General features: G+C 37.9%; 7 protein-coding genes and 1 pseudogene. 1 reads left to right on the forward strand and 7 read right to left on the reverse strand.

From position 1 onward, the window contains the following. Positions 1 to 90 precede the first annotated feature (90 nt). Positions 91 to 969: an alpha/beta hydrolase gene (locus ENH88_RS04100; RefSeq protein WP_414704793.1), complete on the reverse strand. Its 879-nt coding sequence runs from the start codon at positions 967 to 969 to the stop codon at positions 91 to 93. Between the two features lie 84 nt (positions 970 to 1,053). Then, a complete protein-coding gene (locus tag ENH88_RS04105) occupies positions 1,054 to 1,551 on the reverse strand; it encodes a GNAT family N-acetyltransferase (protein WP_304179798.1) in 498 nt (165 codons plus the stop codon). 85 nt (positions 1,552 to 1,636) lie between these two features. Between ENH88_RS04105 and ENH88_RS04110 the strand changes: the two genes are divergently transcribed. Next, positions 1,637 to 1,837 (forward strand): hypothetical protein, encoded by a 201-nt coding sequence (locus ENH88_RS04110; RefSeq protein ID WP_304179800.1) that lies wholly within the window; start codon positions 1,637 to 1,639, stop codon positions 1,835 to 1,837. Between the two features lie 187 nt (positions 1,838 to 2,024). Here the strand turns inward: ENH88_RS04110 and ENH88_RS04115 are convergent, their stop codons facing one another. The 5 genes and pseudogenes from ENH88_RS04115 to ENH88_RS23250 all read right to left on the reverse strand — a co-directional run. Next, on the reverse strand, positions 2,025 to 3,233 hold the full coding sequence (locus tag ENH88_RS04115; RefSeq protein WP_304179803.1) for a beta-propeller fold lactonase family protein: 1,209 nt from the start codon (positions 3,231 to 3,233) through the stop codon (positions 2,025 to 2,027). 508 nt (positions 3,234 to 3,741) lie between these two features. After that, entirely contained in the window at positions 3,742 to 4,005 is a 264-nt protein-coding gene (locus ENH88_RS04120) for a Txe/YoeB family addiction module toxin (RefSeq protein WP_064666223.1), read from the reverse strand. Then, the gene (locus ENH88_RS04125) at positions 3,998 to 4,252 is read right to left on the reverse strand and encodes a type II toxin-antitoxin system Phd/YefM family antitoxin (protein ID WP_064666222.1); all 255 of its coding nucleotides are present in this window, start codon (positions 4,250 to 4,252) and stop codon (positions 3,998 to 4,000) included. The genes ENH88_RS04120 and ENH88_RS04125 overlap by 8 nt, the downstream gene beginning before the upstream one ends. A gap of 572 nt (positions 4,253 to 4,824) precedes the next feature. Next, a complete protein-coding gene (locus ENH88_RS04130; RefSeq protein WP_304179807.1) occupies positions 4,825 to 5,271 on the reverse strand; it encodes a hypothetical protein in 447 nt (148 codons plus the stop codon). Positions 5,272 to 5,489: 218 nt separating this feature from the next. Continuing rightward, a pseudogene (locus tag ENH88_RS23250) lies at positions 5,490 to 5,591 on the reverse strand (transposase); the annotation flags it as partial. Positions 5,592 to 6,000 lie beyond the last annotated feature (409 nt).

Below are 6,000 nucleotides of genomic sequence, written 5' to 3' on the forward strand. Positions count from 1 at the left end.
GTTATCCAGATCTATAGGTGTAGTATGATGTGTTCTTTTGATGGGTAAGTTAATCTGACTTCTTACTAACTTGTTCTTTAGTTCAGCATATTAATTTATCGATGAATTATAGAAATCGAGTGCCTGCTTAACACTAACCACCGGGTTTTCCCAGTGCTCTAAAGCATCATTAATTCTGCTATCCCAGATAATATCATTAGCATGTATGTTAAGACTATTCTTAAGGCCAGCAAAGGCACTTAACATTAATGGGTGTTCCGCGCCTCCAACTGTTATATAGAGCGACAGCGGTATGTTATCTTCTGTAGTGAGGCTTCGTTGTGATAAGAATTGCTCAAACTCTTTTACAACTGTCATATCGTCATACCAAGCAGCCGGACTAAATGCAAAATAACCGTTAAACAGCCAAGGTTTTGTGCTCATAGTGTATAAAACAAAACTCCCTCCTGCTGAATAGCCCGACAAAACACGATTATTATCTAGCTTATAATGTGACTCTAAATAAGGTAATAATTCACTGTCTATAAAAGCCAAAAATTTATCCGCTTGGCCAAATAACTCAGGGGCATTTTCACTTGCAGGGCGAGCTTGGGTATTAACATCTTGGCGTGCATACGGCGGCACTAAATCACGATTTCTGGTAAAGGTCCAAAATTGATTAGGAATAGACACTAAAATTGTATCTTGCTGCGCTGGTAACTCAGCCATCACTGAATCCCACTGCGTAAGATTAAAGTTACCATCGGTTCTAATGATCAAGGAATAGCGCTTATTTGGCTCAAAATTGTTAGGTAAACGAATAAACACTTTCCTACTTTCATCCAATATCTGAGAATAAATTGTGATGTCTTTAAAATTTGACGTGTAATGCGCGTTGTATTTATAAATAACAACGGCACCTGCAATCAGGGCTGCTATGCTGAAAAGAATAATTATTACAGTGCAATTTAGTTTTTTTAATAGGGTCATCATAACTGCAAGTCAAAGATTGTTTTAAAAACAATACCCTTCCTCGATTTTTTATGAAACTACCGTTATGTAACAAAGTATGATTTAAAATTTATACAGCCAATGTTCACTCGCTACATGAGTGAATTTAAAACGGCGAAGTAGTTGCTGGCTTTGGGTATTTTCTGTCGCCACTTTCGCCTGTAAATTAGTAATGTTCGACTCATTGCCTAACTGCGCAACAACGGCTGCTATATTTGTTAGCATAAATGCTAATGCTTCAGACATAAACCCATCCCCCCAATAATCTACAGACAACTCAAACCCTAACCAAGCACTGCCCGCTTCAATACCATATAAACCAATGCAGCCAATCAAGGTCGACGTATTTAATAAGTACATTCCTAAGCGCAGCGTATTTCCTTCATACATGCCAGTAATATCATCTTGGATCAGTTGTTTTACGTCATTACGCGTAAGTGGCAATGCATAGTCATTATATTGCGCAACTAACGGCTCAGACAAAATAGCCCACAACGCGCTACAGTCCTTATGTTTAATTGGCTTTAATGTAATTCGGCTTAGTGCAAACTCATTGTTCATAAATAAAATTAAATTACGGCTTTAAAGCCCACTATTATTGCCTTAAGATACCGCGCATACAAGTTAATAACACAGCAATCAAATTATGAGCGATGAATTTAAAGTAATACAACCAACAACCACTGTTTATTGCCCTGAGCGTGGTGAAGGCTGGACTTTAACGGGCATAACGAGCATTGAGGAATTTACCTCAGTGATGTTTGATGGTGTGCGTTACACATTGCCAGCAAGGGAAATTGTTGAGCAATTACTGCCAAACCAAGCTGCTAGACAAAAACAAAAGTAATTAACATTGCGCTAGGCAATAACTATTTAGCTTCACAAGGCTTAGTGTCACTGAAAGATGTTCGGATACATATTCATATCACGGAGGTGAACCACCCATTGCACTTATTGTTTATAAAAGGCGCATGATGGGCGGTGTGGGGGCTGTAGGAGACCTCCGGCTACCCGATTTGTTTCGTGACATCTGTCTATATCTGTTTTATTTTAAAGACAAATAATGAATTACCTTTACCAGTAGCGACTAACAGGTGCTGATTATCACTAGTAAGGGTAATTGATGATATTTTTTTTAATTCATTATCACGAACACTTAACAGTTTATTCTTAAAGCTAAGTCGCCCATCAATTCCCGCACTAAACAAATACAAGCCGTGTCCCGCCTCTCCAGCAGCATAAATTTTCGATCCGTCAGCCGATATTGCTAAACTACTGGCGCCTTCTAGCCCTGAACCACCCATCTCAGAATTATTTACTGTCTGCACAAAAGCATATTTTCCTGTTTCTTTCTTTTCAAAAACAACAATAGCGTTGCTACCTGAACAAGCGACATATAAAAACTTTCCTTCAGGTGAAACAACGATCTTTTGAGGATTAACAAATTGCTCCACGCCAGCGACGCCATTTTTTATTACTTGTTTTACCAATAACTCCCCCCCGCCTTTTCGATCAAAGATAGTTAATTGATGGTTATCAAACCCCAGCACATATAATTTATCATTCAATGAAGACAAGGCTAAACTGACTGGTTTACCTAGGCTATTTTCAAGTGGTCTCGCGTCTTTTATTGCCCTATTAAAAAGAATCCGACCATCGGATATAATATCAAAAACCACGACAGCATTGCTCATATAGCTTGCAACTAAGAGTTGTTTTTCGTTGTGTGTCTTAATTGCATCCCAAGCACCAAGTAGACCAAGGGTATCTAATTTACCAACGGGCAAATCACTATTAAATACTCTTTCATAATGAAGACCGTCACTAATAGTTTTATTAAATCGATAACTGTTTTTATTTTTAGAAAATTGGGTTAAAGCTCCATCATAAAAGCCAGTGACAACTACCTGATCACCTTGCTCCAAATAGGCAACACCTGAAGCACCCTCTAGTCCATTTATGTTAGCAGAAGAATTTTTAAATATTTGACTGAAGGTTAGGTTGAAATTATTGTCTACATTGAAAATGGCAAAAGCATTATCATCTCCACTAGTCACAAAAACCTTAGAATTATCCAAAAGAACTTTTACACTTCTAGGGTTACCTAAACCATCAACACCATTAACACCATCTTTTAATATTTGGATGAGCTGTAAACTCTCTACCCCATTAGCATTGGTAGCACTGAAGTTAACTAGCATGATAAAAAAGAAAAATGTAATTAGTTTTTTAATGTTAAACATCAACTTGTAACTCTCTTAGAAACATACCGAGCCTGTAGAATAACTCGTTTTTAGTTTATTTTTATTAATGCATTAACCATAGCCGAATTCCTGTTTTAATTCAATCGGTTACTTTGATGATACGTAAAATATAAAAAAGACTTGGTGTTGTTTTAATTCGTTTTTTGAGGTGTTTGAATGACTTATTTGGAGAAGTTGAAGCTTATAACTTTATTAATGTAGTGTGTCTTACGCATGCTGATCTTAGCCTTTAAGTTAAACCTCATTTGCTTCTCTTGCTCTGCTCTTTGTGTAAAGGATCTTTAACTGAATGATTCACAAAGAAGTTAAGAGACGCTGCGCTTTAGAGTAAAACAAATTTACGCGGTTGGGGAATTACCTAATAGCCATAGTATGTGGTATCACCAGTAAACCGCCCATTTCACTTCCCGCTAATAGGAGGCATGTGATGTGGGGGTTGGAAAAGACATCCGGCTACCCGATTAGTTGCCTGACGTTAAGATCTGTTTTAATAATGATAGCGGCACGAAATTATTGTGACAGCCTGATTATCTACTACATAAATAAGTCGATTGGTATCATCAATGCGGCGAGACCAAAAACCTGATAAATTTTCTTTTAGTGGCTCAGGTTTACCTATGCCCTCAAACGGAGAGCGCTTTACATCGTTGATAAGTTTATTGATACGTTTTAGCGTCTTCTTGTCTTGAGTTTGCCAATACAAGTAGTCAGTCCAAGCATCGTCAGTCCAAGACAGTAAACGACTACTCATCAATTAGCTCTCGTGCTGTTGTTTTGCCAGCACGATACTGCGCTATTGAACGATTTAAATGCTCTGCATTTTCAGGTGAACGAAGCAAGTGAACGGTCTCCATAAGGCTATTGTAATAGTCTAAAGACATAACCACTGCATCCTCAGAATCACGGCGAGTAATTACTGTTGTATCGGCATCATTAACTACTCCGTCCAAAACAGCTTTGAGACCATTTCTGGCTTCAGTAAAAGATACAATTTTCATCAGAACCTCTACATGTATATTTGATGGAACAAGTATAGGCTTAGAAAATTAACATGTACAGCAAGTTGAACACATCACATTTATATGGCAGCTAATGAGCCTGTAAAATAACTTGTTTTAAATTTATTTTTATTAGTGGTTTAGCCATGCCAAGACTAAGCGCTAAGTTTCCCTCATTTACTTCTCATTCCCTTCTCTTTGTGCAAAAAAATTAGTGAATTATTCACACACAAAGAGGTTAAGAGGCGCTGTGCTTAAGAATGTGATACTGGCGGCAATGGCGCTCTTAATCAAGGTATTACATGCACTAAAGTACGCCGTTTAATGAAATTGGGGGACAGTGAGCGACTCGCCATATCGTGTGGTATCACCAGCACCAAAAGTAGGCCCTTATAGAAGCTCAAAAACAAAAGGAATTAACATTGCGCTAGGCAATGACTATCTAGCGTCACAAGGTTTAGCGTCATTGAGAGATATTTGGATCAATATTCATTACGGGAGATGAACCGCGCATTGCACTTCCTACTAATAAAAAGCGCATGATGGGTGGTGTGGGGTGTGGGGGCTGGAGGTTAGAGACCTCCGGCTACCCGATTAGCCATACTTGGCTTTAACTCTAACCAAACGCCTGCAAAGTTATCGTTTTTAAACCAAAGTAAGTTTTTTATTGGAAAATTAGAAACCACTACTTTTGTATCTGATTTCCAAACAACTTCTATATTTTCAGGTTTCCCATCCAATCCAAACAAGCCTCTAAATACTTTACCCGTTTCTACATCAACAATACTTATACCTGATTGCCAATTTGTAGTGGCTCCACAATCAGAATAACCAAGTTTTGCAATTTTTTTACCGTTTGGGGAAGAAAACTCAGCAACATCGGTATATTTACACATTGACGGTACTTCAACATTTAATATGTCCATTCCATAACCTATGACTTTAAAGCCGAACCAAATGAAAAATATAACAGCCCCAAGATTCCAAATTTTTTTCATGATGCTTAAAGCAACGTTCATGTAAATCCTTATGTATGCCTCAACGAGCCTGTAAATTAACTCGTTTTTAATATATTTTTATTGATGCATTAACCATAGCTGAGTTCCTATTTTGATTCAATCGACAACTGACTTTCACATAAAATATAAAATAGGATTTGCTGTTGCCTTAATTGGCGTTTTGCAAGGCATTACAAGTCTTTGAGTGGCTTATTTGGAGAGGTAGCAGCTTACCTTTATTAATGCATCGTGTTTTGCAGCTTTTCTATATTATAAACTAAGCAATACAGTTGCCATTGGGCATTCGCTTTCGTTTGACCGCGTAAGGTCAATTTATTCAGCGAAATTGATCGGAATGAATTTATTTTGGCAAGATAAGTCAGGCTTGACTCCTTACCTAATGAAAGAGCCATAACAATTTACCGTGGGTGAATAATATCTATTAGATCACAGTAACCCTGTGGGTTCAAGGTTAAAAAACAATCAAGTCAATTGTGTAGAACCAGTTCCTAAAAAGAGTAATTCTACAGCCTCAACGCCGCATTCAGCGGAAAATAATGGTTGGCTATAATCGCGAAGCGATGGCCAACTGTTATTTTTCCGTTTAAGCAACTTGTGTACGCCCGACATGGGCATTGACTTATGAGGTGAAAGTCCTCTGTAGGGAGATCACCGTTTAAATAACATACTGTTATTAAACGATAACTACTAGCGAATGGCAAGGGCTAAATCGCGAGAGATAGTCTGGAG

The organism is Pseudoalteromonas prydzensis (assembly GCF_011050055.1).
Taxonomy (GTDB): domain Bacteria; phylum Pseudomonadota; class Gammaproteobacteria; order Enterobacterales; family Alteromonadaceae; genus Pseudoalteromonas; species Pseudoalteromonas prydzensis_A.

Coding starts and splice junctions, on each gene's coding strand:
- ENH88_RS04100 (WP_414704793.1), bottom strand. CDS start 969: ATGACCCTATTAAAAAAACTAAATTGCACTGTAATAATTATTCTTTTC.
- ENH88_RS04105 (WP_304179798.1), bottom strand. CDS start 1,551: ATGAACAATGAGTTTGCACTAAGCCGAATTACATTAAAGCCAATTAAA.
- ENH88_RS04110 (WP_304179800.1), top strand. CDS start 1,637: ATGAGCGATGAATTTAAAGTAATACAACCAACAACCACTGTTTATTGC.
- ENH88_RS04115 (WP_304179803.1), bottom strand. CDS start 3,233: ATGTTTAACATTAAAAAACTAATTACATTTTTCTTTTTTATCATGCTA.
- ENH88_RS04120 (WP_064666223.1), bottom strand. CDS start 4,005: ATGAGTAGTCGTTTACTGTCTTGGACTGACGATGCTTGGACTGACTAC.
- ENH88_RS04125 (WP_064666222.1), bottom strand. CDS start 4,252: ATGAAAATTGTATCTTTTACTGAAGCCAGAAATGGTCTCAAAGCTGTT.
- ENH88_RS04130 (WP_304179807.1), bottom strand. CDS start 5,271: ATGAACGTTGCTTTAAGCATCATGAAAAAAATTTGGAATCTTGGGGCT.